General features: G+C 66.3%; 22 protein-coding genes. 4 read left to right on the top strand and 18 right to left on the bottom strand.

The window, feature by feature from the left end; genetic code table 11:
* Positions 1–2: 2 nt before the first annotated feature.
* The 12 genes from recN to C4S73_RS08025 form a co-directional block, all read right to left on the bottom strand.
* Complete coding sequence (recN, locus tag C4S73_RS08080) at positions 3–1,688, bottom strand: DNA repair protein RecN (protein WP_103871989.1); 1,686 nt, start codon at positions 1,686–1,688, stop codon at positions 3–5.
* 59 nt (positions 1,689–1,747) lie between these two features.
* Entirely contained in the window at positions 1,748–2,623 is an 876-nt protein-coding gene (locus C4S73_RS08075) for an outer membrane protein assembly factor BamD (protein WP_103872408.1), read from the bottom strand.
* A gap of 238 nt (positions 2,624–2,861) precedes the next feature.
* A complete protein-coding gene (gene lpxC / locus C4S73_RS08070) occupies positions 2,862–3,809 on the bottom strand; it encodes a UDP-3-O-acyl-N-acetylglucosamine deacetylase (protein ID WP_103871988.1) in 948 nt (315 codons plus the stop codon).
* 310 nt (positions 3,810–4,119) lie between these two features.
* Positions 4,120–5,799 carry a cell division protein FtsZ gene (gene ftsZ, locus C4S73_RS08065; protein WP_103871987.1) on the bottom strand — a complete coding sequence of 560 codons (1,680 nt, stop codon included), beginning with the start codon at positions 5,797–5,799 and terminating at the stop codon, positions 4,120–4,122.
* A 104-nt stretch (positions 5,800–5,903) separates the two neighbouring features.
* Positions 5,904–7,229 (bottom strand): cell division protein FtsA, encoded by a 1,326-nt coding sequence (gene ftsA / locus C4S73_RS08060; protein ID WP_103871986.1) that lies wholly within the window; start codon positions 7,227–7,229, stop codon positions 5,904–5,906.
* The gene (locus C4S73_RS08055; RefSeq protein ID WP_103871985.1) at positions 7,226–8,191 is read right to left on the bottom strand and encodes a cell division protein FtsQ/DivIB; all 966 of its coding nucleotides are present in this window, start codon (positions 8,189–8,191) and stop codon (positions 7,226–7,228) included. The genes ftsA and C4S73_RS08055 overlap by 4 nt, the downstream gene beginning before the upstream one ends.
* Positions 8,158–9,072: a D-alanine--D-alanine ligase gene (locus C4S73_RS08050; RefSeq protein WP_103871984.1), complete on the bottom strand. Its 915-nt coding sequence runs from the start codon at positions 9,070–9,072 to the stop codon at positions 8,158–8,160. Before C4S73_RS08050 ends, C4S73_RS08055 begins: the two co-directional genes overlap by 34 nt.
* A 159-nt stretch (positions 9,073–9,231) precedes the next feature.
* A complete protein-coding gene (murB, locus tag C4S73_RS08045; protein WP_103871983.1) occupies positions 9,232–10,158 on the bottom strand; it encodes a UDP-N-acetylmuramate dehydrogenase in 927 nt (308 codons plus the stop codon).
* Positions 10,159–10,176: 18 nt separating this feature from the next.
* Positions 10,177–10,599, bottom strand: coding sequence for an endonuclease domain-containing protein (locus tag C4S73_RS08040; RefSeq protein ID WP_244595500.1), 423 nt, complete (start codon positions 10,597–10,599; stop codon positions 10,177–10,179).
* A 134-nt stretch (positions 10,600–10,733) separates the two neighbouring features.
* Positions 10,734–12,137, bottom strand: coding sequence for a UDP-N-acetylmuramate--L-alanine ligase (gene murC, locus C4S73_RS08035; protein ID WP_103871982.1), 1,404 nt, complete (start codon positions 12,135–12,137; stop codon positions 10,734–10,736).
* Positions 12,138–12,334: 197 nt separating this feature from the next.
* Positions 12,335–13,429 carry an undecaprenyldiphospho-muramoylpentapeptide beta-N-acetylglucosaminyltransferase gene (murG, locus tag C4S73_RS08030; RefSeq protein ID WP_103871981.1) on the bottom strand — a complete coding sequence of 365 codons (1,095 nt, stop codon included), beginning with the start codon at positions 13,427–13,429 and terminating at the stop codon, positions 12,335–12,337.
* Between the two features lie 5 nt (positions 13,430–13,434).
* A complete protein-coding gene (locus tag C4S73_RS08025) occupies positions 13,435–14,568 on the bottom strand; it encodes an FtsW/RodA/SpoVE family cell cycle protein (protein WP_103871980.1) in 1,134 nt (377 codons plus the stop codon).
* Between the two features lie 226 nt (positions 14,569–14,794).
* On the opposite strand from C4S73_RS08025, the gene C4S73_RS08020 reads away from it, so the two are divergent.
* Genes C4S73_RS08020 through arsH form a run of 4 tightly spaced genes read left to right on the top strand, consistent with a single transcriptional unit; the run spans position 14,795 to position 17,326 of the window.
* The gene (locus C4S73_RS08020; protein WP_103871979.1) at positions 14,795–15,166 is read left to right on the top strand and encodes an ArsR/SmtB family transcription factor; all 372 of its coding nucleotides are present in this window, start codon (positions 14,795–14,797) and stop codon (positions 15,164–15,166) included.
* Positions 15,144–15,569, top strand: coding sequence for an arsenate reductase (glutaredoxin) (gene arsC / locus C4S73_RS08015; RefSeq protein ID WP_103871978.1), 426 nt, complete (start codon positions 15,144–15,146; stop codon positions 15,567–15,569). The genes C4S73_RS08020 and arsC overlap by 23 nt, the downstream gene beginning before the upstream one ends.
* A gap of 9 nt (positions 15,570–15,578) precedes the next feature.
* Positions 15,579–16,631 carry an ACR3 family arsenite efflux transporter gene (gene arsB, locus C4S73_RS08010; protein ID WP_103871977.1) on the top strand — a complete coding sequence of 351 codons (1,053 nt, stop codon included), beginning with the start codon at positions 15,579–15,581 and terminating at the stop codon, positions 16,629–16,631.
* Positions 16,628–17,326 carry an arsenical resistance protein ArsH gene (arsH, locus tag C4S73_RS08005; RefSeq protein ID WP_103871976.1) on the top strand — a complete coding sequence of 233 codons (699 nt, stop codon included), beginning with the start codon at positions 16,628–16,630 and terminating at the stop codon, positions 17,324–17,326. Before arsB ends, arsH begins: the two co-directional genes overlap by 4 nt.
* Before the next feature lie 204 nt (positions 17,327–17,530).
* On the opposite strand, the gene murD is transcribed toward arsH, so the two are convergent.
* The 6 genes from murD to ftsL are packed head-to-tail and all read right to left on the bottom strand — an operon-like array spanning position 17,531 to position 25,156.
* The gene (gene murD / locus C4S73_RS08000) at positions 17,531–18,961 is read right to left on the bottom strand and encodes a UDP-N-acetylmuramoyl-L-alanine--D-glutamate ligase (RefSeq protein WP_103871975.1); all 1,431 of its coding nucleotides are present in this window, start codon (positions 18,959–18,961) and stop codon (positions 17,531–17,533) included.
* A 2-nt stretch (positions 18,962–18,963) separates the two neighbouring features.
* The gene (mraY, locus tag C4S73_RS07995; RefSeq protein ID WP_103871974.1) at positions 18,964–20,046 is read right to left on the bottom strand and encodes a phospho-N-acetylmuramoyl-pentapeptide-transferase; all 1,083 of its coding nucleotides are present in this window, start codon (positions 20,044–20,046) and stop codon (positions 18,964–18,966) included.
* Between the two features lie 18 nt (positions 20,047–20,064).
* The gene (locus tag C4S73_RS07990) at positions 20,065–21,492 is read right to left on the bottom strand and encodes a UDP-N-acetylmuramoylalanyl-D-glutamyl-2,6-diaminopimelate--D-alanyl-D-alanine ligase (protein ID WP_103871973.1); all 1,428 of its coding nucleotides are present in this window, start codon (positions 21,490–21,492) and stop codon (positions 20,065–20,067) included.
* Positions 21,489–22,946, bottom strand: a complete 1,458-nt coding sequence (locus C4S73_RS07985; RefSeq protein WP_103871972.1) for a UDP-N-acetylmuramoyl-L-alanyl-D-glutamate--2,6-diaminopimelate ligase — start codon at positions 22,944–22,946, stop codon at positions 21,489–21,491. The genes C4S73_RS07990 and C4S73_RS07985 overlap by 4 nt, the downstream gene beginning before the upstream one ends.
* Positions 22,947–22,985: 39 nt before the next feature.
* Positions 22,986–24,770: a peptidoglycan D,D-transpeptidase FtsI family protein gene (locus C4S73_RS07980; RefSeq protein WP_103871971.1), complete on the bottom strand. Its 1,785-nt coding sequence runs from the start codon at positions 24,768–24,770 to the stop codon at positions 22,986–22,988.
* A complete protein-coding gene (gene ftsL, locus C4S73_RS07975) occupies positions 24,767–25,156 on the bottom strand; it encodes a cell division protein FtsL (protein ID WP_103871970.1) in 390 nt (129 codons plus the stop codon). The genes C4S73_RS07980 and ftsL overlap by 4 nt, the downstream gene beginning before the upstream one ends.
* Between the last annotated feature and the right edge of the window lies 1 nt (position 25,157).

Here is a 25,157-nt window from a genome sequence, read left to right as displayed (position 1 = left end):
CTTTAACCCCGAAGGCCCGCAGCCTCCAGCAGGCGCCCGGCCGCCGCGCGCGCCTCTTCGGTAATCGAGGCGCCAGCCAGCATGCGGGCGATCTCCTCGCGTCGCGTCTGATCGACGAGCGCGGTGACGCGGGTCACTGTGCGCGAGGTCTCATGGCCATCGAGCGCCGATTTGGCGATCAGGAAATGCTGCGCGGCCTTGGCCGCGACCTGCGGCGCATGCGTCACCGAAATCACCTGAACCTTGAGCGCCAGCCGTGCCAGCCGCTCGCCGATGGCGTCGGCGACCGCGCCGCCCACCCCGGTGTCGATCTCGTCGAAAACCAGCGTCGGCGCCGAACCGCGCTCGGCCAACACGACCTTCAGCGCCAGCATGAAGCGCGAGAGCTCACCGCCGGACGCAACCTTCATCATCGGGCCCGGCCGCGTTCCGGGATTGGTCTCGACCCAGAACTCCACCCGGTCGAAGCCTTCCGGCCCGCGCGCGGTCTCGTCGCTCTCGACCTTCGTGATGAAGCGCGCCCGCTCCAGTTTCAGCGGCGGCAATTCCAGCTTGACGGCGCCGTCGAGCCGCGTCGCCGCCTGCTTGCGGGCAGCGGACAAGGCGGTCGCCTGTTTGACGAAGGCGGCCTCGGCCTCCTTCAGCTCGGCTTCGAGACGGCCAAGCGAGGTCTCGCTCTCGTCGAGGGCTGCGAGATCGGCGGCCATGCTCTCGGCGAGCACGACCAGGCCGTCGACGGGCACGTCATATTTCCTTGCGGCCGCGCGCAGGGCAAACAGCCGCTCTTCGCACCGCTCCAACTCGCGCGGGTCATATTCGGCGGCGCGCATCGCCGCCTCCATGGTTTCGCCCGCCTCCTCCAGCGCAACGATCGCCGTGTTGAGCGCTGCCAGCGACGGATCGATCAGGGCCGGCGCCTGGCCGGCGCGGCGCTCCAAGCGGCGCAGCACGGCAGACAGAGCGGGCACGGGCGATGCCTGCCCGCCGACCGCCTCATAGCCGTCGATCAGGTCCCGCGCGACCTTCTCGGCCTGCATCATGCCTTGCCGCGTCGAGGCCAGGGCCTCCTCTTCGCCGGGCTGCGGCGCGAGCTTGCCGAGTTCGGCAACTGCATGGGTGAGGAAATCGGCCTCCTTGCGCGCGGCCTCGACGCGGATACGCTGCGCCTGCAAAGCCTGCCGCGCACGCTTCAGCGTCTCGCTTGCGCCCGCCACGGCTTCCGCCAGCGCCTCGGAGCCGCCGAAACCGTCGAGAATCATGCGGTGCTGGGCCGGGTCGGTCAGCGCCCGGTCATCATGCTGGCCATGGATCTCGACGATCGCAGCCCCGATCATGCGCAGGATCTGCACGCTGACAGGCTGGTCGTTGACGAAGGCCCGGGTGCGCCCGTCGGCATATTGCACCCGGCGCAGAATCAGATCGCCATCGGTGTCGAGTTCCTGCGCCTGCGCCAGCCGGCGCGCGGCATGGTCGAGCGGCAGATCGAAGACGGCGCTGACCTGGCCTTGCGCCTCGCCATGGCGCACGAGGCCGCCATCGCCGCGCCCGCCGAGCGCCAGCGCGAAACCGTCGAGCAGGATGGATTTGCCGGCGCCGGTTTCACCGGTCAGCACGCTCAGCCCGTCGCGAAAGCTCAGGTCGAGCCGGTCGATCAGGACGATGTCACGTATCGACAGATGCGCCAGCATGGCGCTCAGCGCAGGCTCAAGGACAGGGGCATGCGCAGTCGAACCTCATGCGGTTTCGTCTAGAGGCTGCCGAATCCGACGATGCCGGTCACGGCGCGCGAGAACCCGTTGAAAGCGCGGCTGATATAGGAGCCACGATCCTCGCGCGGCTGCAATCCGCCGCTCTCGAGCAGGACATAGGCATCCTTGTACCACGGGCTGTCGGGGAAGTTGTGCCCGAGCACGGCGGCTGCCGTCTGCGCCTCGTTGGTGATGCCCAGCGCCATATAGGCCTCGGTCAGGCGCATCAGCGCCTCCTCGACATGGCGCGTGGTCTGGTACTTGGTGATGACGTCACGGAAGCGGTTCACGGCGCCGGTATAGTTACGCTTCTCGAGATAGAAGCGCCCGACATTCATCTCCTTGCCGGCGAGCTGGTCGCGGGCGACGATGATCTTTTCCTTGGCATCAAGGACGTATTCGGACTTCGGATAGCGCGCGACCAGCTCCTCGAAAGCGGCGATGGCGCGCTCGGTGCGCTCCTGGTCGCGGGTCGCATCCGGGATCTGGTTATAATAGGACATCGCCATCAGATACTGCGCATAGGCCGCATCCGGGCTCGCCGGATTCTGGGCGATGAAGCGCTTGGAAGCGGTGATCGTCTCTTCCCATTTCGCGGCCTGGTAGTTGGTGTAGGCGGCGAGGATGAGGCCCTTCTTGGCGTAGGGCGAGAACGGCGCCTGCTTGTCGATGGTGTCGAACTTCTTGGCGGCGCCTTCGCTGTCGCCATTCTGCAGACGCGCCAGGCCCTCATTGTAGAGCTTGTCGGCCGGGACCACCTCGGTGACCTCGGGCTTGTAGACCTCGGGCTTGTCGAAGGGGTTGAGCGACGAGATCGTGTCGCAGCCGCCGAGCAGCAAGGCGACGCCGAGCACGAGGGCCACGCCCTTGCGCATCGATTCGCCGCTATGGAGTGTCGGAATGGTCTGCTTGATGACGCTCACGCTCGGTCCTCTTTCGATCGTCCCCCGCTTTTGGGGAAGCATGCCTTACCTCAGACGCCAGCCACGCGCCACTGCCGAAAGCAGAAACGGCGCAATCCGCGCTCGACGCCGCATGTCCGACAGAAAACGGGCGAATGAAAGGCCGCAGGCCGCGAGCGTGTCGGTGCAAGCTGGCTCAGTGCAAACTGAATCAGTGAACGTCGGGCGCGAAGGCGGCCGGCGCGGACGCCGCCATCTGCACGGCGCGCGGCGCGGCATAGACCGGCTCGGCCTCGACGATCGCATAATTGGCGCGGTCGGCGAAAAGCGCTTCCAGAATGCGGACATTCATCCGGTGGCCGCCGCAATAGGAGCGGAACTCACCGATGATCGGATAGCCGGCCAGCGCGAGATCGCCGACGGCGTCGAGGATCTTGTGGCGCACGAACTCGTCGCCATAGCGCAGACCCTCGGGGTTGATGACCTTGTCCTCGCCGATCGCGACGGTGTTGTCGAGCGAGGCGCCGAGCGCGAAGCCGGCCTTCCAGAGCTGCTCGACATCGCGCATGAAACCGAACGTGCGGGCGCGGGAAATTTCTTTCGCATAGGCGACCGGCTCAAGATCGAAGATCTTGCGTTGGCGGCCGATCACGGTGGTGTCGAAATCGATCTCGACATCGAGGCGGAAGCCCTGCTCGGCCGGAGACAGCTCGGCGAAAGCGCGTCCGTTCTCGATACGCACCGGCTGCAGAATCTTGAGATAGCGCCGCGAGGCGCCGAGCGCGACGAGGCCGGTTGCTTCGATCGCAGCCACGAATTCCGAGGCGCTGCCGTCCATGATCGGCATTTCCGGCCCGTCGATCTCGACCAGAACATTGTCCAGGCCCAATCCGGAGCAGGCCGACATCAGATGCTCGATGGTCGACACCGAGGCCGCGCCGCGATCGCCGATCACGGTGCACAGCTCGGTGGCGCTGACCTTGGTATGCTTGGCGTGGATGAGCTGGGAGGGAGCGCCATCGCTCCCCTTGCGCAGGAACACGACGCCGGAATTGGCGCTGGACGGCTTCAGGCAGATGCCCGCAGGAGTTCCGGAGTGGACACCGATACCGCTCAGCATCACGGGAGCGCGCAAGGTCGTCTGCCGATCGTAGCTCATTCCGGTATCCAATCCTGATCGCTGACGTCGCGCTCTCATGTGCCTAGACACCGAAACGGCCAAACGCTGGCGATACCTCTGAAGCGGTACGCCGGATTTCCCCGGCGCCCATATCCTTTTGATGCGGCTGCAACATAAGCTCTCGGAGCAGGCTCACAAAATCACGCTTTCTTTCGCTGTGTAACAACGGATAGGCCGCGCAGACACCTTTGTAACACGCTGAACAATAACGATTTTTTAACGCGCAAAAGCCCCGGCGCGGAGTGGCGCGCCGGGGCTTTGTTGCAGTGCCGTTAGAACCTGTGTCGTTTCAGTTCGACTGCCGGCGCAGGAAGGCGGGGATTTCGAGGTGATCTTCCTCGCTGCTGCGATTCGGTGCCGAGCGCCCCATCTGGTCGAGCTGACCCTGCGCCGGACGTGCGACAGGCTGTGCCGGGCGGCGCATATATTCGGCATGCGCAGCGCTGGGAGCCTGCGGGATCGCCGGCGCCTGCGGAGCCTGCCGGACCGGAAGCTGCGGCTCGTGCATCTCCTCTTCCTTGCGGCCAAAACCGACGGAGGCGAGGCGCTGCATCAGCGACATGCGCTTCTGGTCGGCGGAGACCGGCGGCTGCGGCGCGGGCTGCGCGCCACGGCTGGCGTTGATCTGATTCTGCGCGGGAACCGGCAGATCCTCGATTCGCGGCATGCGGGTCGGGCGCACCACGGCGCGTTCCGGCATCGGAGCGATGAAGCTCTCTTCCGAATGCATGGGCGCTTCCATCATCATGGGCTCGGGCGCCGGGGCGGCAGCCATCACCGGGCGCGGCTGGGCCGGCTCGATGCGGACGCCTTCGGACATCGAAGCCGGGCGCTGCGTGTCGATGGTCAGCGGCAGACGCATCTCCTCGCGCTCGATCGGAGCCGCCGGCGGCGCCTGACGGGCGGGAGAAGCCGTGCTGCGCAGGCGCGCTTCGGCCTTCAGCCGCTCGGCGACCTGGGCGATGCGAGCTTCGGTCTCGTCCATCTCGGCCTGGGTGGTGACGGGCTTGTCGATGCCGGTCGCCACGACAGAGACGCGCACGACGCCTTCGAGCGATTCGTCGAAGGTGGCGCCGACGATGATGTTGGCCTCGGAATCGACCTCCTCGCGGATGCGGGTGGCGGCCTCGTCGACCTCATAGAGCTTCATGTCGCGTCCGCCGGTGATCGAGATCAGCAGGCCGCGCGCGCCCTTCATCGAGACGTCGTCGAGCAGCGGGTTGTTGATCGCGGCCTGGGCTGCGGTGATCGCGCGCTTCTCGCCCTGCGCCTCGCCGGTGCCCATCATCGCCTTGCCCATGCCGCGCATCACGGCGCGCACGTCGGCGAAGTCGAGGTTGATCAGGCCGGGGCGAACCATCAGGTCGGTGATGCAGGCGACGCCGGAATAGAGCACCTGGTCGGCCATGCCGAAGGCATCGGCAAAGCCGGTGGTCTCGTTGGCGACGCGGAACAGGTTCTGGTTCGGGATCACGATCAGCGTGTCGACCGCCTCGTTCAGCTCGCCGATGCCGGCTTCCGCCATGCGCATGCGGCGGTGGCCTTCGAACTGGAACGGCTTGGTGACGACGCCGACGGTTAGGATGCCCATGTCGCGGGCGACGCGGGCGATGGCCGGGGCTGCGCCGGTGCCGGTGCCGCCGCCCATGCCGGCAGTGATGAAGACCATGTGCGCGCCAGCGAGGTGATCGCGAATCTCGTCGATCACTTCCTCGGCCGCCGCGCGCCCCACTTCAGGCTGCGAGCCGGCGCCGAGACCCTCGGTGACCTGCAGGCCCATCTGGATGATGCGCGAGGCACGGCTGAGCGCCAGCGCCTGGGCGTCCGTGTTGGCGACGACGAAATCGACGCCATCGAGACCGGCCTCGATCATGTTGTTGACGGCGTTGCCGCCGGCTCCGCCGACGCCGAACACCGTGATCCTGGGCTTCAGTTCCCGGATGTCCGGGGCTTGCAGATTCATCGCCATGGTTGCCTCTTTTGATCCTTTGTCCGGCGCCTGGCGGGAGCCGTCCCGATTGCTACATTTGACGCTCTGGTTCGCCTTACCCGACGGCCGCGAACCGGTACTCACTAGAAACTTTCCTTCAGCCACCGCCCGACGCGCGAGAAGTAGCCATCCGTTCCGGTCGCGAAATAGGTCGCGCCGGCACGCGGTTCGAAATGTTCGACATGGGCCACCTGCGGGTAGACCAGCAGCCCGACGGAGGCCGCGAAAGCCGGTCCCTTCCCGGCTTCCGGCAGGCCCCGAATGCCGAGCGGCCGTCCGGTGCGGACCTGGCCGCCGAGAATACGGCGCGCCACTTCCGGCAGGCCGGTGAGCTGGCAGGCCCCGCCGGTCAGCACGACCCGGCGACCGGCCTGGGCCGAGAAGCCAGCCGCATTCAGCCTGTCGCGCACCAGTTCGAGGATTTCCTCGACGCGCGGCTTGATGATTCGCACGAGGTGCGACTTGGCGAGATGGTTGGGCATGTCGCGCTCGTCGTCATCGACCTGCGGTACCGAAATCATGTCGCGCTCGTCGGACGCGCTGGAGATGCAGGAGCCGTGCAGCGTCTTGAGGCGCTCGGCGGCGGAGACGCGGGTCGAGAGCCCGCGCGCCACGTCCATGGTGATGTGATTGCCGCCGACCGCGATCGCGTCGGCATGCATCAGATGCCCACCCGAGAACACGCCGAGGCTGGTGGTGCCGCCGCCCATGTCGACGACGACGACGCCCATTTCGGCCTCGTCATCGACCAGCACGGAAAGGCCGGACGCATAGGGCGTGGCAACGACGGCCTCGACCTCGAGATGGCAACGCTCGACCGCCAGCATGACATTGCGCGCCGCCGAAGCCTCGCTGGCCACGACATGCATGTCGACCGAAAGCTTGCCGCCGATGAGGCCGCGCGGATCGAGCACGCCGGGCACGCCGTCCAGCGCATAGCCTGTCGGCAAAGCGTGGAGCACGGCCTTGCCGGGGCGGATGGCATGGGTCGCGGCCGCCGCCAGCACGCGCTTGACGTCGCTGTCGCCGACAGAGCCGGAGCGCAGGTCGACACCCGCCTGATAATGCTGCGAGGTCAGGCGGCCGCCGGTCAGATTGACGATGACCGACTGCACCTCGACCTTGGCCATGCGCTCGGCCGCGTCGACCGCGGCGCGGATGGCGCGCTCGGCGCTTTCTAGATCGATGATCGCGCCGCCCTTGAGACCGAGCGAACGCTGATGGCCGATGCCGATGATACGCGCGACATGGGTGCGGCCGCGCAGGCGCTCATTGGCTTCGGCCGGGTTCAGTTCGGCGATCAGGCAGACGACCTTGCTGGTGCCGATGTCCAGAATCGACAAGGTCGCGCTCTTGCGCGACGACAGCGGCCGCATCCGCGGCGTCAGGCCCTGAGAGGTGAGGTTCATGCCTCGCCTCCCTTCTTCTTGGTTTTGCTCTTGAGCTGGTCGGCGCGCGCGCTGGCGGCCTCCTCGGTCAATCGCATGACCACCCGGTCGGGCTGGCGCAGATCGATCGCGAGCAGGTCCTTGTCGAGCAGGCGGTAGTCCTTTTCGAGCGAGACGAGGCGCTTCATGGCGGCACCGGCCTGCGTCTCGGGCAGGCGGACATCCATGCCGTTGTCGAGCTTCAGCGTCCAGCGGCGGCCGGAGACGAGGGTCGCGGCGCGGATATGCGGCGCCATCTCGCCAGCCTCGGCGCGCAGCGCGAGATATTCGCGGGCCCGGTTGTTGGCATCCGCTCCGACGACGAGCGGCAGATGGGCAAAGCGTCCGTCATCCATCTTGTCGATCACAGTCCCATCCGCGGCGATAACGAAGAGCTCGCCCTTGACCTGCCAGAGAGCGAAGGGCTCGCGCTCGCTGAGCGTGATCGAGACCTCGCCCGGGTAAAGCTTGCGTACGGTGGCCTCGCGGATCAGCGGCGTGGCCTCCAGACGCTTGCGCGCCTCGTCGGCGTCGAAGAAGACCAGCGAGGTCTTCGGATCGATGCCGGCGGCGACGAGCACCTCGATTTCAGAGAGTTCCGCGATGCCCGAAATGGTCACGCGGTCGATTCCGAAACCAAACAGGCGGGCCAGCATGTGCCGCGGCTCGCCGTAATTCTCCTGCAGCGTCTCGAGATGCCCACCCATCACGGTGCCGCAACCGAGGCTCAGGCCGAGGAAGCCGATCGCCAGCCAGGTGCCGAGGCTGCGCGGCAGGCGCTGCGAGAGCGGCGCCGAAACTGCGCTGCGGCGCGACCTGCGCAGCCACCGGCCCGACCGCTCGCCTATGAGCAGCTGCGGCCCGGGAGCCGGAATCGGTAAACGCGAAGCAGACATGGCTTTCACCGCTTTCACCGATCGAGGGAGGCGTCCTCCACCATCCATTTGACGAGCTCACCGAAGTTCAGGCCCGCGTGGGCAGCCAATTCGGGCACCAAACTGGTCTCGGTCATGCCGGGCTGCGTGTTGACCTCCAGCCAGACGAGAGTGTCGGTCTCGTCGTCGTATCGGAAGTCTGACCTGCTGACGCCCCGGCACCCGATTGCTTGATGCGCCGTTAACGCACACTCTTCGATCTGCTGGTAAATTTTTGGTAAAATTTGAGCCGGGCAGATGTGGATCGAACCACCTTTCGCGTATTTCGCGTCGTAGTCGTAGAACTCGCCGGTCGCGGCCCGGATCTCGGTCACGCCCAATGACTTGCCGCCCATCACGGCGCAGGTCAGTTCGCGTCCCGCGACGAAGCTTTCCGCCAGCAGCATGTCGCCGCAAGGCCAGTCCTCGCGGGCGATTTCCTGCGGCGGGTGCTCGCGCCCCTTCTTGACGATGACGACGCCGACTGAGGAGCCCTCATCGACGGGCTTGAGCACGTAAGGCGTTGGCAGCGGATGCGATTTCGCCGCCTCGAAGCGGGAGATCGTGACGCCGCGCGCGACGGGAACGCCTGCGGCGGCGACGATGATCTTCGCGCGGTCCTTGCGCATGGCGAGCGCCGAGGCCAGGAGGCCGGAATGGGTGTAGGGGATGCGCAGGATCTCGAGCACTCCCTGGATCGTGCCGTCCTCGCCAAATCGCCCGTGCAGCGCGTTGAAGGCGACATCGGGTTTCAATTGATCGAGCACATGGCCGACATCGCGCTGGACATCGACGCGCGTGACCTGGAAGCCGACGCTCTCGAGCGCGCTGGCGCAGGCTGCGCCGGAATTCAGGCTCACCTCGCGCTCGACGGACCATCCGCCCATCAGCACTGCGACATGTCTGGTCATCGAGATCGTTGCTCCGCGTTGCGGCGACCCTCGACCAGTCATGGTTAACGGGGCGTTAACCCCGCCGGCCCGAAGCCCCCCAAACGGGCAAACCGCCTGCGGTCCGTTAACGCAGAATCAGTCCGTTACCCGCCGGACACAGCCGGCCAGGTCTCCGCCTCAGGCCGCAACCCCAAGCCGCTTGATCTCCCACTGCAGCTCGAAGCCCGAGCTCTCCTTCACGCGCCGGCGAACCTCCTCGCCGAGCCCTTCGACATCGGCGGCTGTCGCGCCGCCAGTGTTGATCAGGAAGTTGCAGTGCATCTCGGAGACCTGCGCGCTGCCGACGCGAAGACCCCTGCAGCCGGCCGCGTCGATCAGCTGCCAGGCCTTGCCGCCCTGCGGATTCTTGAAGGTCGAGCCACCCGTGCGCTCCTTGATCGGCTGGGCCGCTTCGCGCGCCGCCGTGACACGGTCCATCTCGGCCTGGATGACGGCCTGCTCGCCCGGCCGCCCCTGGAACAGCGCCGAGGTGAAAACGATATCGGCGGTCGAGGCCGCGCTGTGGCGGTAGCTGAAGCCCATATCGGCATGGGTCAGCGTCACGATCTCGCCCGAGCGGGTGACACCGCGCGCCTCGAGGAGCACATCGGTCGTCTCGCCGCCATGCGCACCGGCATTCATCCGCAGCGCTCCGCCGATGCAGCCGGGAATGCCACGATAGAAGGCGAGCCCATCGATCGAGGCATCGACAGCAGCCCGCGCCACCTTGACGTCGGGCACCGAGGTGCCCGAGCGCAGCCGGTGGCCGTCCTCGATCGCGATCTCGCCAAAGGCCTTGCCGCCCAGCCTGATCACGACGCCGGGAATGCCGCCGTCGCGCACGATCAGGTTCGAGCCGAGCCCGACCACCGTCACCGGAATATCGGCCGGCAGGCTCGACAGCAGGCAGGCGAGGTCGGCCTCGTCGGCCGGCGTGAACAGAACCTGCGCCGGGCCGCCGACACGAAACCAGGTCAACCCGGCCATGTCGTGATTGGCGAGAAGCCTGCCGCGAAGCTCTGGCGCGGCGGCACGGATATCGGAAGTGATGTCGGGGAATTGCATGACGTGAAAGGCCGCGCGCTAACCCTTCTCCCCTCGGGGGAGAAGGTGGCCCGGCGAAGCCGGGTCGGATGAGGGAAGTCCGGCGAGACTGATCCTGTCGGCAATCTCGCGCAGAACGTATTCGAGGTTTCCTAGCACGCGTTCATTGGGAAAGCGCAAGACCTTGTAACCTTCGCGCTTCAGGAAGGCATCGCGAGACGCATCCCTGGCACGAGCCTCCTCGGTGTGATGAGGCTCGCCATCCAGCTCGACGATCAGCCTATGCTCGAAGCAGCAGAAATCGGCGATAAAAGGGCCGATTGCCATCTGGCGTTTGAATTTGAGATCATTGAAGCGACGATTTCGGACGGCCTGCCAAAAAGCAGCCTCGGCGCGTGTCGGCTGACTGCGCTGGTCACGGGCAAAGTCCAGCGTCTCCGGCGAGTTCTTTCGCTCCAGCAAGTCCTTCCCTCATCCGTCAGCGCTTCGCGCTGCCACCTTTTCCCACAGAAGTCGGGTGTTCCCGACTTCTGCCTCCAAAGTGCTGATCTCGGGCAAGCCCGAGATCAGTGGGGAGAAGGGTCCGAGCGTCGCGGTCAATTTAGTGCTTGCAGCTCTCCCGGCAGCGCATAGGCCCATTGCGTGATGTTGCCGGCGCCGAGGAACACGACATAGTCGCCCGGCCCCGCCAGCTCCGCCACCATGCCGGCCAACTGGTCGGAGCTGTCTAGCGGCAGCGCATGCCTGTGACCGCGCGCCTTGATGCCCGAGACCAGCGAATCACGGTCGGCGCCCGCGATCGGCGCTTCGCCGGCCGCATAGGTGTCGGCGACGATCACCGTGTCGGCATCGTTGAAACAGGCGGCGAAATCATCGAACAGGCTCGCCAGCCGCGTATAGCGATGCGGCTGCACGATCGCGATCACCTTGCCCTTGGTCGAGGCGCGCGCCGCCTTGAGCACTGCCGCGATCTCGACCGGGTGGTGGCCGTAATCGTCGAAGATCAGCGCGCCGTTCCACTCGCCGGTCTTGGTGAAGCGGCGCTTGACGCCGCCGAACCCGGCCAGCGCCGCGCGGATGCTCTCGACCGGGATACCCAGATCATAGGCGACAGCGATCGCAGCCGTGGCGTTCAGCGCATTGTGATGGCCCGGCATCGGCATGATCAGATCGCGGACCACCTCGTCGCGCCCGCGCTTGCGGTCGCGGATCAGCAGCGTGAACTTGGCCTGTCCGCCGGAGAGGTCGATGTCGATCAGGCGGAAATCGGCCTGCGGATTCTCGCCATAGGTGACGACGCGGCGATCCTCGATCTGCCCGACCAAACCCTGCACGGTGGGATGATCGATGCACATCACGGCGAAGCCGTAAAAGGGCAGGTTCTCGACGAAAGTCCGGAACGCCGCCTTGATCGCATCGAACGTGCCGAAATGGTCGAGATGCTCGGGGTCGATATTGGTGACGACGGCGACGTCCGCCGGCAGCTTCAGGAAGGTGCCGTCGGACTCGTCGGCCTCGACCACCATCCAGTCGCTCTCGCCCATGCGGGCATTGGTGCCATAGGCGTTGATGATGCCGCCATTGATCACGGTCGGGTCGAGCCCGCCCTTTTCCAGCAGCGTCGCGACGAGCGAGGTCGTGGTCGTCTTGCCATGCGTGCCGGCGATGGCGACGCAGGACTTGAGCCGCATCAACTCGGCCAGCATCTCGGCGCGGCGCACCACCGGCAGGCGCCGCTCGCGTGCCGCGATGAGTTCCGGGTTGTCGCGCTTGATCGCAGTCGAGACGACGACGACCTCGGCCTCGCCGATATTCTCCGCCTTGTGGCCGACGAAGGTCTTGATGCCCTTGTCGGCCAGACGCTTGACGTTGGCGCCGTCGGCGGCGTCAGAGCCCTGCACCTTGTAGCCGAGATTGTGCAGCACCTCGGCGATGCCGGACATGCCGATGCCGCCGATTCCGACGAAATGGATGGAGCCGAGTTCGACCGGCAGCTTCATGATTCGGATGTCCTTGATCTCGTGTCTAAATCTGACGATTCTCGCTTGAACCGCTCGGTCGTCCCGGACAAGCGGCAAAGCCGCGCCGATCCGGGACCCATTCCCGAAGCTTGCAGGGATGGGTTCCGGAATGGATCCCGGGTCTCCGCTGCGCTGCGCCCAGGATGACGGCAGGTTGTTACAAGAACCATGACCCTTTAGAGGCCGGCCGTTTCGATGACGAGCCGTGCAAGTCGATCGGCCGCGTCGGGAATGCCGGCGCTCTTGGCGTGCGCGGCCATGCCAGTCAAGCGCGAGGGCTCGGCAAGCAGCGCGGACAGCTCGCTCGCCAGTCGGCGCGGCGTGAACTCCGGCTGCAGGATGCGGATGGTTCCGCCGGCCTGTTCGAGCACGCCGGCATTGGCCGCCTGGTCCTGGTCCAGCGAGCCCGGCAAGGGCACGAGGATGGAGGGCCGCCCGATTACCGTAAGCTCCGCCACGGTCGAGGCGCCCGAACGACCCACGACCAGATGCGCCCTGGCCATCCGGGCCGGCAGGTCCTTGAAGAACGGCGCGATCTCGGCCTTGACGCCGGCCTGAGCGAAGATGCCGCGCACGCGCTCCTCATCCTCCAGACGCGCCTGCTGCACGACCGACAGCCGTGCCCGCTCCTCGGGCGTCAGCAGCTGAAGCGCTGGCGGCACGATGTCGGCCATGATCCGCGCGCCCTGGCTGCCGCCGAAGACGAGCAGGTTGAGCACGCCGGCGCCGGGGTCGGCATAAAGCGATGCGGCCTCGATCACCGCCGGCCGCACCGGGTTGCCGACCTGCCGGCATTTGGCCCGCGCGGCGTCGGACAATCCGCCGACCTCGGCGAAGCCCGTGGCGATGGTATGGACCCGCCCCGCAAGAAAGCGGTTGGCCCGGCCGATCACCGCATTCTGCTCGTGGATCAGGGTCCGTACCCCGCAGAGCGAGGCCCCGAGAACCGGCGGCACGGTCGGGTAGCCGCCGAAGCCGACGACGATCGCCGGTTTCAGCTCCTTGACGATGCGCCGCGCCGTAAGGACGCCCTTGCCGAGTTGGACCAGCGCACCGGCCATCTTCAATGGCGAACGGCCCGACGGCGTCGCGGCCGGCACGGCATGCACGGCTTCGGCGGGGAAGCTGCCGGCGAACTCGGCTGCACGCGTATCGGTCATCAGCACGACGCGCACGCCCTGCTTGTGCAGGGCGTGGCTCAGGGCTTCCGCCGGAAACAGATGGCCGCCGGTGCCTCCGGCGGCCAGCACGACAAGGGGCGCTTTTGCCATAGCCGTCAGCGCCTGTACTCGCCGAAGCCCTCGGCGCGCGGTCGCTTGCGGGTCAGCGCCAGCAGGAAGCCGGTGCCGATCGCCAGCGAGATCAGCGACGAGCCGCCATAGGAGATGAAGGGCAGCGTCATGCCCTTGGCCGGCATCATGTGCAGATTGACCATCATGTTGATCGCAGCCTGGATGCCGAAGAGCAGCGCCAGCCCCGTCACGGCAAGGCGGATGAACGGATCCTCGGCCTTCTGCGCGTTCAGCAGCGCGCGCAGCACGATCACGGCAAACAACGCCACGAGCAGAATGCAGACCACGATGCCGAACTCTTCGGCGGTGACGGCGAAGATGAAGTCGGTATGCGCGTCGGGCAGGATGCGCTTGACCGTGCCCTCGCCCGGCCCCTTGCCCAGCCAGCCGCCCTGCGCGAAGCTTTCCAGCGCGGTGTCGATCTGAAAGGTATCACCGGACCCCTTGTCCATGAAGCGCTCGATGCGGGCGCGGACGTGGGGGACGAGCTGGTAGGCGATCAGGATGCCGAAGGCCCCTGCCCCGCCCAGGCCCAGCACCCAGAACCAATGCAGGCCGGCGACGAAGAACAAGCCGCACCAGACCAGCGTCACCAGCATCGTCTGCCCGAAATCGGGCTGCAGGACGAGCGGCACGATCGTCAGCGGCAATAGCAGGAAGGCCATGATCGTGCCCGGCAGATCGGGCCGGCGCGTCCCTTCGGCGAAGGCCCAGGCGGCGAGCACGACGAAGGCGGGCTTGATGAACTCCGAGGGCTGCACCGAGCCCAGCGGCCCCAGGGTCAGCCAGCGGCGCGCGCCCTTGACCTCGACGCCGAGATAAAGCGTCGCCACCACCATCGCGAGCGACACCGTGAAGATCAGCAGCGCCGCGCGGCGCACCTGGCGCGGCGTCATGAAGGAGACGCCGATGAAGATCGTCATCGCCAGCAGCAGATACACCGCCTGCCGGTTGACGAAATGGAAGGTCGACAAGCCCAGCCGCTCGGCGACCGGCGGCCCGCCCGCCATCAGCAGCACGACGCCCGACACCATCAGCGCCACGAGCGTACCGAGGATGACGCGGTCGATCGACCACCACCAGCGACCACTGAGACTGGGTTCGGCGCGCGAGACCATGCGTGAGGCTCCAACATCGGCAATGGCGCAGGAGATGCGCCTCGTATCCGAATCACTCTGTCAATGAATGGTTAACCGATTGATTCCGAGCGACGACCGACAGGCGCGGTATCCACAACGCAGACCTTCCCGTCGCAGCTGTCCGGAACCTCCCGGCAATGTCCGTCCGGAATTCGAGGTCACAAAGTGGCTTGCCTCGTCACAACACATCCATTAACCTGGATATATGGATAATTCACAAGCCATCCTGGCCATGGCCGCGCTCGCACAGCCCACCCGGCTCGACACCTTCAGGCTGTTGGTGAAGCGCGAACCCGAAGGCATTCCCGCCGGCGAGCTCGCTCGCCTGCTGGACATTCCGCAGAACACGATGTCGGCGCATCTGGCGATCCTGTCACGCGCCGGCCTGATCGTTGGCGAGCGGCACAGCCGCTCGATCATCTACCGCGCAGATCTCGACGGCTTCCGCGCGGTGATCGCCTTCCTGCTGAAGGATTGCTGCGGTGGCCGCGCCGATCTCTGCGAGCCCCTGATCAACGAGCTCATTCCCTGCTGCCCACCGAAGGCCAATGCCGATGGACGTCATCATCTACCATAATCCTGCCTGTGGGACCTCGCGCAACACGCTTGCGCTGATCCGGAACGCCGGGGTTGAGCCTCACATCGTCGAGTATCTGAAGACGCCGCCGTCGCGGGCGATGATCGCAGGCCTCGTCGCGCGGATGGGCATAACGCTTCGGGAGGTCATCCGGGAAAAGGGGACACCGTTTGCAGATCTCGGACTCGGAGATCTGTCCGTGACTGACGAAGCCCTGCTCGACGCGATCGAGAAACATCCTGTCCTGCTCAACCGCCCGATCGTGGTTGCGCCGAACGGCGTGAGGCTGTGCCGTCCTTCGGAGGAGGTCATCGACCTGCTTCCCCCGCAGCGAGGGCCGTTCGTCAAGGAAGACGGCGAGCGCATCGTCGACAAAGCCGGCCGCCGCATCGCGAGCGCCTAAGGAAAGTCCATGTCCGCCTTCGAACGCTACCTCACGCTTTGGGTGGCGCTGTGCATTGTTGCCGGCGTCGCACTTGGCCACCTGTTCCCGACCGCCTTCCAAATCATCGGCAGCGCCGAGATCGCCAAGGTTAATCTGCCGATGGCTGGCCTGATCTGGCTGATGGTCATCCCGATGCTGCTGAAGATCGACTTCGCCGCATTGCGCGAGGTCGGCCAGCATTGGCGCGGCATCGGCGTCACCCTCTTCGTAAACTGGGCGGTGAAGCCGTTCTCCATGGCCCTCCTAGGCTGGCTCTTCATTGGCTGGCTGTTTCGTCCCAACCTGCCCGCGGACCAGATCGACTCCTATATCGCCGGCCTGATCATCCTGGCCGCGGCGCCTTGCACCGCTATGGTCTTCGTCTGGTCCAACCTGATCAAGGGCGAGCCGCATTTCACGCTGAGCCAGGTTGCGTTGAACGACGCGATCATGGTCGTCGCCTTCGCCCCGATCGTCGGGCTGCTGCTGGGCCTTTCGGCCATCACCGTTCCCTGGGGCACGCTGACGCTGTCCGTGGCGCTCTACATCCTGGTCCCCGTGATCGTCGCGCAGGTCATCCGCAAGAGCGTGCTCGCCTCGGGCGGCGATGCGGCCCTGCAGCGATTGCTCGCCTTCCTGTCGCCTGTGTCGCTGGTCGCCCTCCTCGCTACGCTGGTGATGCTGTTCGGTTTCCAGGGCGAGCAGATCCTGGCGCAGCCGTCGGTCATTGCCATCCTGGCCATCCCGATCCTGATCCAGGTCTATTTCAACGCTGGGCTCGCCTACCTGCTCAACCGGGCAGCCGGGGAGCAGCATTGCGTCGCCGGTCCCTCCGCGCTGATCGGGGCGTCCAACTTCTTCGAACTCGCCGTCGCCGCCGCCATCAGCCTGTTCGGGTTCAATTCCGGTGCTGCATTGGCCACCGTGGTCGGTGTGTTGATCGAGGTCCCGGTCATGCTGTCCGTCGTCTGGATCGTGAACCGGTCCAGGGGCTGGTACGAGCGCGGAAGCCCGCGCAGCGCGGCAAAGGTGATCTCATGACCGATCTTCCGAATGTCGACCTCGGCCGTCTGATCGCGCCCGACCTCGCCCGACTGGAACCCACCGAGCGCGCCACCCATCCGCCTCGCATCCTCCTGCTCTACGGCTCTCTCCGCACCCGCTCCTACAGCCGGCTGCTGACCCTTGAAGCCGAGCGCATCCTCAAGCATCTCGGTGCCGAAACGCGGGTGTTCGATCCCGCCGGCCTGCCGATGCCCGACAGCGTTCCACCTGATCATCCCAAAGTGCAGGAGTTGCGGGATCTCGCGCTGTGGTCGGAGGGGCATGTTTGGTGCAGCCCGGAGCGTCACGGCACCATCACCGGCGTCTTCAAGAGCCAGATCGACTGGATCCCGCTGGAGCTTGGCTCCGTTCGCCCGACGCAGGGACGAACGCTGGCGGTCATGCAAGTTTCGGGCGGCTCGCAGTCGTTTAACGCCGTCAACGCGCTGCGCGTGCTGGGCCGATGGATGCGAATGGTGACGATCCCGAACCAGTCCTCCGTCGCCAAAGCCTTTCAGGAATTCGACGAGGCCGGCCGCATGAAGCCCTCAGCCTATTACGACCGTGTCGTCGACGTGATGGAGGAGCTTGTCCGCTTCACCCTCCTGACGCGCGACCGGTCAGACTACCTCACCACGCGCTACAGCGAGAGGAAGGACGCAAACGAGGTGATCCAGGTAAATGCGATCTAGCAGGCTGCTGCGTTTTCGTGGAAACGCGGGTCATCCCGGCCGGAGCGAAGCGCAGAGCCGGAATCCATCCCGGAAGATTTGTCGGCAAGCGCTCCGGCATGGATCCCGGGTCAAGCCCGGGACGACGGCATGTTTCCGAGTGAAATCAGCAGCCTGCTAGCGCAGCCCATTGAAAGCCGAGGCCGCCACGGCCCGAATCTCACCCTACGCCGCGCCAAATCCCACAAACCCCGGCAGCGCCTTCACCAGCGCCCTGAACGCATCGCCGCGCACCTCGAAATTCGGGAACTGGTCGAAGGACGCGCAGGCCGGCGAGAGCAGCACTGCGATTTCCCCCTCGCCTGCCTGGGCCAGCGCGTCGCGCGTCGCATCCGCGACCGCGACCGCGAGCGTGCCGGCGCGCTCATAGGTCACGCGGCCATCTTCGTCGAAGGTCGCCGCGAACAGGTCGCTGGCGGCGCCGATAAGATAGGCCTTGGCGATATTCGGGAAATAGCGCGTCAGGCTCTCGATGCCGCCATCCTTGGCCTTGCCGCCTAGGATCCAGAAAATGTCGCGGAAGGAGGTCAGCGCCTTCTCGGTGGAATCGGCATTGGTCGCCTTGGAATCGTTGATGAAGACGACCCGGCCAATGCGGCCGATCTCCTCCATCCGGTGCGCCAGCCCGGGATAGCTCCGGAAGCCGGCGGCGATCTCTTCTGCGCTCAGCCCCAGCGCATCGCAGGCGGCAAAGGCGGCCGCAGCGTTCTGCGCATTATGCGAGCCGCGCAGGGAGCCTATGCCGGCGAGATTGGCGACGACCCTGGGCTTGCCGTCCCTGACCTGCACGATGCGGGTGTCGAGCTTGCCCTGATTGGCGGTGATGCCGGCGAAGACGCCTTCATCCAGCGGCTGCTCGCCGCTGATCTTCACCAGCGGCCGCCCCGAAGCCGCCCGCCGCCGCGCCATCTGCTTGGAGGCCTCGTCGTCGACGCCGATCACCGCGATATCCGCGCTCGCGACCAACCGTTCCTTGATCGCGCCATAGGCTTCGAAGTCACCGTGCCGGTCGAGATGATCCGGCGTCAGGTTCATCTGGATGCCGACCGTGGGCGCCAGCGAAGGCGCGAGATCGATCTGGTAGCTGGAGCATTCGATGACGTGGATGCGGCTGTCGGAGGGCGGCTCCAGCGTCAAAACAGCTGCGCCGATATTGCCGCCCATCTGCACGTCGCGCCCGGCCGAGCGCAACACATGCGCGATCAGCGCCGTCGTCGTCGATTTGCCGTTGGTGCCGGTGATGCAGACGACCGGCGCCGAGGGTGCGATCGTGGCCCGCTCGCGGAAGAACAGTTCGATGTCGCCGATGATCTCGACGCCCGCAGCTTTCGCCTTGCCGACCGTCCAGTGCGGCTCGGGATGAGTCAGTGGCACGCCCGGCGACAGGATGAAGGCCGCAAAGCCCGACCAGTCCGCGGATGCGAGGTCGACGACGGAGATGCCCTCGGCCGTGGCCTTGTCGCGGCTCCCCTGATTGTCGTCGAAGGCTGCGACATCTGCTCCGCCCGCCTTCAGCGCACGCGCCGTGGCGAGGCCCGAGCCGCCGAGGCCAAACAGCGCGACGCGCTTGCCTGCAAGAACCGTGATGGGCGTCATGATCAGCGCAGCTTGAGCGTGGAGAGGCCGACGAGCGCCAGCACCACCGAGATGATCCAGAACCGGATCACCACCTGCGGTTCTGTCCAGCCGAGCTTCTCGAAATGGTGGTGGATCGGCGCCATCAGGAAGACGCGCCTGCCGGTGCGCTTGAACACGGCGACCTGGATGATGACCGAGAGCGCCTCAACGACGAAGAGGCCGCCGACGATGGCCAGCACGATCTCGTGCTTGGTCGCGACCGCGATGGTGCCGAGCAGGCCGCCCAGGCCCAGCGACCCGGTATCGCCCATGAAGATCTGCGCCGGCGGCGCATTGAACCAGAGGAAGCCGAGGCCGGCACCGATCACCGCCCCGCAGATCACGGCGAGCTCGCCCGAGCCCGGCACGTGGTTGATCTGCAGGTAATTGGCGAAGATCGCGTTGCCGACGAGATAGGAGATGAAGCCGAAAGTGCCGGCTGCGATCATCACCGGCACGATGGCGAGCCCGTCGAGCCCGTCGGTCAGGTTCACCGAATTGCCGGCGCCGACCACGACAAAGGCCGTGACCAGCGGGAACAGGATGCCAAGCGGAATGATCGCTTCCTTGAGGAAGGGCATGGCGAAGCCCGAGGCGATCGCCGGCGGCTGCGTCTGCATCACGAAATAGCAGGCGATCAGCGCGACCACGACCTCGATGGCGATGCGCGCCTTGCCCGAGAAGCCCTTATGCGACTGCTTCGTCACCTTGAGGAAATCGTCGTAGAAGCCGATCGCGCCATAGGCCGCGGTGACGCCGAGCACGATCCAGACATAGGGGTTGCGCAGATTGCCCCAGAGCAGCGTCGCGGCAAACAGCCCGCCCAGGATCATGAGACCGCCCATGGTCGGCGTGCCGCGCTTGGCGAGATGCGTTTCCGGGCCGTCGGTGCGGATCGGCTGGCCCTTGCCCTGCTTGATCCGCAGCCAGGAGATCGCGGCCGGCCCGAAGAAGAAGACGAACAGCAGCGCCGTCGCGGTGGCTCCGCCGGCGCGGAAAGTGATGTACCGGAACACGTTCAGGATAGGGAACGTGCCAGAGAAATCGGCCAGCCAGACGAGCATGATGAAAAGTCTCTTGTTCTATTCGTCGGTCGGCATGGTGGGAAAGCGCGCCATGATCGCCTTCACGATCGGCCCCATGCGTGAACCGAGCGAACCCTTGACCGTGATGACGTCCCCGGCCCTGATCGCATCCAGAACGAGCGGCTCGAGTCCGCTCGCCTGCGCCGCATAAGCACCCCTGACCACGGAAGGCAAGCTGTCATAGAGCCCGCGCATCAGCGGACCGCAGGCGAAAACCTTGTCGACGCCGTTCATGCTGACAGCCTCGGCCAGCCCCTTGTGCAGGTCGGGGCCGCTCGGTCCGAGCTCCAGCATGTCGCCGAGAACGGCGATGCGCCGGCCGCGTCCGGAGACCGGAAGGCGCCCCAGATTCTCGATCGCCGCGCGCATCGAGGCCGGGTTGCCGTTGTAGCTTTCGTCGACCAGCGTGAAATTGCCGCCCGGCCCCTGCAGCGTCTGCTGCGCGCCGCGCCCGGCAGGCGGCTTCAGATCGCCCAGAGCCAGCGCAGCCAGGGCGAGGTCGGCGCCCAGCGCATGCACGACGGCGAGCACGCCGAGCGAATTCAGCACGATATGCTTGCCGGGGCTGCCGATCCGGTAGGTCACCGGCTGCCCCATCACGATCGCGTCGACGGTCGAGACATCGGCCTTGAGCGCGCAGGAGACCAGCCTGATATCGGCATCGGCGCTTTCGCCGAAGCTGATGACCCGTCCCGCCGGGCCGGCCTCAGCCAGCTTGCGCAGCAGATCGGATTGCGGAATGTCGGCATTGATGATGGCGGTGCCGCCGGGCTCGAGCTCCCAGAAGACCGAGGCCTTCTCTTCCGCGATGCCTTCGAGCGAGGCGAAGGCGGCCAGATGCACCGGCTGAATGGTGGTGATGATCGCCACATGCGGCCGCACGAGCTTGGCCAGCGGCAGGATTTCGCCGGGGCTGTTCATCCCGATCTCGTAGACGCCGTAGCGCACCGAGGCCGGCGTGCGGCACAGCGTCAGCGGCACGCCCCAGTGATTGTTGTAGGAGGCGACGGGCGCATGCGTTTCCCCCTGGCGCGACAACACCAGCCGCAGCGCCTCCTTGGTGCCTGTCTTGCCGACCGAGCCTGTCACGGCCACGACCTTGGCCGTCAATTCGGCGCGGCGCGCGGACCCAGCCTGCTCCATGGCACGCAGAACATCGGGCACGACCGCCAACGATCCAAGCCCCGCGAACTGGCTCGCATGGGCCTCGTCGACCACCGCCAGCGCAGCACCCTTTTCCAGCGCGCCGGACACGAAATCATGCCCGTTGCGGGCCTCGCCGGTGATGGCGAAGAAGACGTCGCCGGGCTCCAGCGTGCGCGTATCGATCGAGGCACCGGTCACTGCCGCCGGCATCGCGCCATCGAGCCGCGCGCCCATGGCCGCGACCAGTCGTTCCCCGCTCCACAAGGGCGCGCTCATCATGCGATCTCCGCTATCGCCGCCCGGACCACGTCGTGATCTGAAAAGGGCAGCGTCCGGTCGCCCACGATCTGGCCCGTTTCATGGCCTTTTCCGGCAACGATCAGTAAATCCCCAGCCGCGAGCATGCCCACGGCGGTCCTGATCGCGTCAGCGCGATCGGCGATTTCCCGTAGCATGGGCGATGCCGCCAGAACCTCGGCGCGGATCGCGGCCGGGTTCTCGCTGCGCGGGTTGTCGTCGGTGACGATGGCAATGTCGGCCTTCTCAGCCGCGATCGCGCCCATCAAAGGCCGCTTGCTCCGGTCGCGGTCGCCGCCGCAGCCGAAAACACAAATCAGCCGCCCGGTCGCATAGCGGCGCAGCGTCGCCAGCACGGCGGCCAGTGCATCGGGCTTATGCGCGTAATCGACCACGACGAGCCCGCCATTGATCTCGCCGACACGTTCCAGGCGCCCGGCCACGCCGGTCAGGCCGGATATGGCTTGAAGCGCGGCAATCGGATCTTCTCCGACAGCGATCGCAAAGCCCGCCGCGACCAGCGCATTGCCCGCCATGAAATCGCCGACCAGCGGCAGCGTCACGGTCAAATCGCGCCCGTCCACGCCGAGCGTCAGCCGCTGCGAAAATCCCTCGCGCGCATTGGCGAGCAGCGTCACCGTCTCGCCCTTGCGGCCGATGCCGATCACCCTGTGCCCGCGCGCCTTGGCAGCGTCGGCGGCTTGCGTCGCATAGGGCTCGTCCCGGTTGATCACCACGGGCGCGCCTTCGGGCAGAAGCTCCCATAGCCGCAGCTTGGCAGCGAGATACTCACCCACGCTGGGGTGATAATCGAGATGGTCGTGGCCGAGATTCAGGAAGGCGCCGGCCTTGAGCCTGACACCGTCGAGCCGGCGCTGGTCGAGCCCATGCGAAGAGGCCTCCATCGCCAGATGGGTCACGCCTTGCGCTGCCAGACGGTCGAGCGAGGCATGCAGCGAGAGCGGGTCAGGTGTCGTCAGCGAGCCGTAATCGGCCCCTTTCGAGGTCACCACGCCGATAGTGCCGAGGCTTGCCGATTCATGGCCGAGCGCCTGGAAGATCTGCCGCGTGAAATCGGCGACCGATGATTTGCCGCTGGTCCCGGTGACCGCGACGATGGTGCCCGGCTGGCGCGGATGCACCCTGGCGGCGGCCAGCGCGAGCGCAAGGCGAGGATCGGAAACCTGCGCGAAGGCGATTGCAGGGTCGAGCCCGTCCGGCCTCGCCCCGCCCGAGACGATGGCGGAAGCGCCGCGCATCGCCGCATCCGCGATGAAGCGCGCGCCGTCAGCCTTGGCACCTGCCAGCGCGACGAAGACTTCGCCAGCGGACACCTTGCGGCTGTCGAAGGACACGCCCGCGACGCGGCGCGAAGCGACCTCCGCCGCGAAGGCCTCGGGAAACAGATCGCCAAGGCTGAAGCCCGAACTCGTCATCGCATCGCCGCCGTCATTCTGATCGCGTTCGCGCCGGTGTCAGCGCGAACCCCACGCACCCAGCCGCGCCATCAGCGGGAAGGGCGAAACCGGCGGCTCGAAGCGCGGCGGCAGGCCCAGGATCGGCGCCGTGCGCTCGATCACCTTGCCGGTGGTGATGCCGGCATTCCAGGCCGCAGTCGAGTAGCCGCCGCTTTCGGCATAGCCCTTCGGCTCGTCATAGATCGAGAGGAAGAGATAACGCGGCTTGTCGGAAGGCGCGATCGCCGTGAAGGTCGTGAAGTTCTTGTTCTTGGCGTAGCGCCCGTTGATCACCTTCTCGGCCGTGCCGGTCTTGCCGCCGACAAAATAGCCGGCGATGTCGGCCTTGCGGGCCGAACCCTTCTCGCCATTCAGCCGCATGATGAAGCGCATCGCCTCCGAGGTCTCGGGCTTGATCACCCGGATGCCGGTTTTCCTGGCGTCTTCCTCGGATCGTTTCAGGAAGGTCGGCGTCATCAGCGTGCCGCCATTGACCAGCGCGGCCACCGCCGCCATCGCCTGCAGCGGCGCGACCGCCAGACCATGGCCGAAGGCGATGGTCGCGGTGTTGATCTCGCCCCAGCGCCCCGGCACGATCGGCGCCGCGCTTTCCGGCAGCTCGGTCGTCATCCGGTCGAGCTGCATCATCTTCTTCAGGAAGGCCTTGTGGCCCTCGACGCCGACCGACAGCGCCATCTTGATCGAACCCATGTTCGACGAATGCAGGAACACCTCCGGCACCGTGAGCGTGCGCCCGGTGCCATGGTATTCCTTGATCACCTGGCGGCCGAACCGCATCATGCCGCCGGCGGTCGAATAGCTCGAATTGATATTGGCCTTGCCGGAATCCAGCGCCATCGCGATGGTCAGCGCCTTGAAGGTGGAGCCCATCTCGTAGACGCCGACATTCATCCGGTTGATCCGGTCCTTCTCCAGCGCATCGACCGGATTGCCGGGGTCGAAATCCGGCAGCGAGACGAGCGCCAGCACCTCGCCGGTGTTGACGTCCATGATAGCGCCCGCCGCCGCGATCGCCCTGAACCGCTCCATGCCCTTGAACAGCTCGTCGCGCAGCGCATGCTGGACGCGCAGATCGACGGAGAGCTGCACCGGCTTCAGGTCGGAGGCCTCGGTCGCGAGCCCCGCCCCGTTCAGATCCTGCAGACCCTGGGAGTCGATGTATTTCTCGATGCCGGCGATGCCGACATTGTCGATGCTGGCGAAGCCGAGCACATGGGCGGCGGCCGTGCCGTTGGGATAGACGCGCTTGTTTTCCGGCACGAAGCCGACGCCGGGAATGCCGAGCCGGTGCACTTCGGCCTGCTGGCGCGGGGTGATCTCGCGCTTGACCCAGACGAAGCCCTTCTTCGTGCCGAGCTTGTCGCGGAGATCCTTGGCGTCGAGATCGGGCAGGACGGCGGTGAGCAGCTCGGTCGCCTCGTCCTTGTCGAGGATCTTGCGCGGCTCGGCGAAAACGGAGACGGCGCGGATATCGGTGGCGAGCACGTCGCCATTGCGGTCGACGATGTCGGGGCGTGCCGCCGAGATCGCGGTCGACGTGGCGCGGCGCAGGCCGACCTGCTCGTTGGGCAGCATCGCCAGCATCACGAGCCGGCCGGTGATGGCGATGAACAGCGCCGAGAAGGCGAGGATGACCAGCCCGACACGCGGCTGGCTCTTCTCGCCGCTCATCCGGAAAATGTCGCGCAGGATGTCGAGGCCACGGCTCGCCTTGCCCTTTCCGGCAGAGGCAGCGTCGTCTGAGACGCGATTATTTGCGTCGCTATTACTTGCGTCGCTCATGGGCGTGCTCCGGGCGTGGTGACACCGCTCGCCTTGCGGTCCCTGGGCGTTTCCGTCGGCAGGCCGAGGCCGAGATCCTCGAGCTTGCGGCCGATGGCGTCGACCTTGGGTCCGCGATTGGGGATGTCCGAGGCGCGCACCACTTGCGTCACTGAAAAAGCCTGCAGATCGAGATGGCGATCCGACAGCATCTGCAGCCGGTCTGGCCGGTTGAGGAACTGCCATTCGGCCTTCAGCACGGCGATGGCGTCACGCTCGCGCTGCGTCTTGCCCTTGAGCTTCTGGAGATGCTCGGCTGCCAGCGTCGTCTCGTATTTGATCGTGTAGGCATAGACGGCCGAGGACACCAGCGCGCCGATGGCAATGACATGGAGCAGCTTGATCACG

Source organism: Allobosea lathyri (assembly GCF_900108245.1).
GTDB classification, from domain to species: Bacteria; Pseudomonadota; Alphaproteobacteria; order Rhizobiales; family Beijerinckiaceae; genus Allobosea; species Allobosea lathyri.
This window is presented reverse-complemented; position numbering and strand designations above follow the sequence as displayed.

Excerpts from the sequence above, each read along its gene's own strand:
- C4S73_RS07985 (WP_103871972.1), bottom strand. The coding sequence starts at position 22,946 with ATGACGAGTTCGGGCTTCAGCCTTGGCGATCTGTTTCCCGAGGCCTTC.
- ftsA (WP_103871986.1), bottom strand. The coding sequence starts at position 7,229 with ATGAACCTCACCTCTCAGGGCCTGACGCCGCGGATGCGGCCGCTGTCG.
- recN (WP_103871989.1), bottom strand. The coding sequence starts at position 1,688 with ATGCTGGCGCATCTGTCGATACGTGACATCGTCCTGATCGACCGGCTC.
- arsC (WP_103871978.1), top strand. The coding sequence starts at position 15,144 with ATGGACGTCATCATCTACCATAATCCTGCCTGTGGGACCTCGCGCAAC.
- mraY (WP_103871974.1), bottom strand. The coding sequence starts at position 20,046 with ATGCTCGTCTGGCTGGCCGATTTCTCTGGCACGTTCCCTATCCTGAAC.
- arsB (WP_103871977.1), top strand. The coding sequence starts at position 15,579 with ATGTCCGCCTTCGAACGCTACCTCACGCTTTGGGTGGCGCTGTGCATT.
- lpxC (WP_103871988.1), bottom strand. The coding sequence starts at position 3,809 with ATGAGCTACGATCGGCAGACGACCTTGCGCGCTCCCGTGATGCTGAGC.
- murG (WP_103871981.1), bottom strand. The coding sequence starts at position 13,429 with ATGGCAAAAGCGCCCCTTGTCGTGCTGGCCGCCGGAGGCACCGGCGGC.
- C4S73_RS07980 (WP_103871971.1), bottom strand. The coding sequence starts at position 24,770 with ATGAGCGACGCAAGTAATAGCGACGCAAATAATCGCGTCTCAGACGAC.
- murD (WP_103871975.1), bottom strand. The coding sequence starts at position 18,961 with ATGACGCCCATCACGGTTCTTGCAGGCAAGCGCGTCGCGCTGTTTGGC.
- C4S73_RS07990 (WP_103871973.1), bottom strand. The coding sequence starts at position 21,492 with ATGATGAGCGCGCCCTTGTGGAGCGGGGAACGACTGGTCGCGGCCATG.
- murB (WP_103871983.1), bottom strand. The coding sequence starts at position 10,158 with ATGCAATTCCCCGACATCACTTCCGATATCCGTGCCGCCGCGCCAGAG.
- C4S73_RS08025 (WP_103871980.1), bottom strand. The coding sequence starts at position 14,568 with ATGGTCTCGCGCGCCGAACCCAGTCTCAGTGGTCGCTGGTGGTGGTCG.
- ftsZ (WP_103871987.1), bottom strand. The coding sequence starts at position 5,799 with ATGGCGATGAATCTGCAAGCCCCGGACATCCGGGAACTGAAGCCCAGG.
- C4S73_RS08020 (WP_103871979.1), top strand. The coding sequence starts at position 14,795 with ATGGATAATTCACAAGCCATCCTGGCCATGGCCGCGCTCGCACAGCCC.
- C4S73_RS08075 (WP_103872408.1), bottom strand. The coding sequence starts at position 2,623 with ATGCGCAAGGGCGTGGCCCTCGTGCTCGGCGTCGCCTTGCTGCTCGGC.
- C4S73_RS08050 (WP_103871984.1), bottom strand. The coding sequence starts at position 9,072 with ATGACCAGACATGTCGCAGTGCTGATGGGCGGATGGTCCGTCGAGCGC.
- arsH (WP_103871976.1), top strand. The coding sequence starts at position 16,628 with ATGACCGATCTTCCGAATGTCGACCTCGGCCGTCTGATCGCGCCCGAC.
- murC (WP_103871982.1), bottom strand. The coding sequence starts at position 12,137 with ATGAAGCTGCCGGTCGAACTCGGCTCCATCCATTTCGTCGGAATCGGC.
- C4S73_RS08055 (WP_103871985.1), bottom strand. The coding sequence starts at position 8,191 with ATGGATGGTGGAGGACGCCTCCCTCGATCGGTGAAAGCGGTGAAAGCC.